Source organism: Pseudomonas sp. GCM10022186 (assembly GCF_042656385.1).
In the GTDB taxonomy this organism is placed as follows: Bacteria; Pseudomonadota; Gammaproteobacteria; order Pseudomonadales; family Pseudomonadaceae; genus Metapseudomonas.
This window is the reverse complement of record NZ_JBHSOU010000040.1, coordinates 1-1,487: the sequence shown is the minus strand read 5'-3', so window position 1 is coordinate 1,487 and position 1,487 is coordinate 1. Positions and strand designations below refer to the sequence as shown.

Below are 1,487 nucleotides of genomic sequence, written 5' to 3'. Positions count from 1 at the left end.
GGCCTGCTGCGGGTCATGGCCTTCTTCGGCCTGGCCGTGGTCACCGCGTTCTTCATCATCCTGGCCTACACCCGTTGCCTGCGCAGCAGCCTGCTGGTGATCCTCTGCTCGCTGATGGCGGTGGTCTGGCAACTGGGCATCGTCGCCGGGCTGGGCTATGCCCTCGATCCCTATTCGATCCTGGTGCCCTTCCTGATCTTCGCCATCGGCGTGTCCCACGCCGCGCAGAAGATGAACGGCATCATGCAGGACATCGCCCGCGGCACCCACAAGCTGGTGGCGGCGCGCTACACCTTCCGCCGCCTGTTCCTCGCCGGGGTCACCGCGTTGCTGGCCGACGCCGTGGGCTTTGCCGTGCTGATGCTGATCGATATCCCGGTGATCCAGGACCTGGCCATCACCGCGAGCATCGGTGTGGCCGTGCTGATCTTCACCACGCTGCTGATGATGCCGGTGGCGCTGTCCTATGTCGGCGTCGGCACCAAGGCCGCCGAGCGCGCCCTGCGCATCGACACCAACGCCGCCGCGCACAAGGGCTTCGGGCGCATCTGGGACTTCCTCGATCGCTTCACCGGCAAGCGCTGGGCGATGACCACGGTCGGGCTGGCCTGCCTCATCGGCGTGGGCGGCTTCATGGTCAGCCATCAGCTGCAGATCGGTGACCTCGACGCCGGCGCCCCGGAACTGCGCCCCGAGTCCCGCTACAACCGCGACAACGCCTACATCACCAGCCATTACGCGCTGTCCAGCGACCTGTTCGCGGTGATGGTGAAGACCGCGCCGGAAGGCTGCCTGAACTACCAGACCCTGATCCAGGCCGACCGCCTGGCCTGGGCCCTGCAGCAGCATCCCAACGTGCAGGCCACCAGCTCCCTGGCCAATGCGGTACGGCAGATCACCGCCGGTACCTACGAGGGCAACCCGAAGTTCCTCAGCCTGCAGCGCAACCAGGACGTGCTCAACTACGCCGCCCAGCAGGCCTCGGTGAACACGCCGGAACTGTTCAACACCGACTGCTCGCTGATGCCGGTGATCGCCTTCCTCAAGGACCACAAGGCCCAGACCCTGGACGAGGTGGTGGACATCGCCGCGCGTTTCGCCGCCGAGAACAGCAGCGAGGATCGCCAGTTCCTGCTCGCCGCGGGCAGTGCCGGCATCGAGGCCGCGACCAACATCGTGGTGCGCGAAGCCAACCGCACCATGCTGCTCTACGTCTACCTGGCGGTGACCGTGTTCTGCCTGGTCACCTTCCGCAGCTGGCGCGCGACCCTGGTGGCGCTGCTGCCGCTGGTGCTCACCTCGGTCCTCTGCGAGGCGCTGATGGTGGTGATGGGGATCGGCGTGAAGGTGGCCACGCTGCCGGTGATCGCCCTGGGCGTGGGGATCGGCGTGGACTATGCGCTGTACCTGCTCAGCGTGCAGTTGCAGTTCCAGCGCCAGGGCCTGTCGCTCGCGGAGTCCTACAAGAATGCGGTGGCCTTCACCGG

Annotated in this window: 1 protein-coding gene; it reads left to right on the top strand. The window is 66.8% G+C overall.

Translation table 11 applies throughout. The features are described from left to right. Window positions 1-1,487: efflux RND transporter permease subunit (locus ACFPU0_RS14700; RefSeq protein WP_377693832.1), on the top strand; the 1,487-nt coding region annotated here is incomplete at both ends.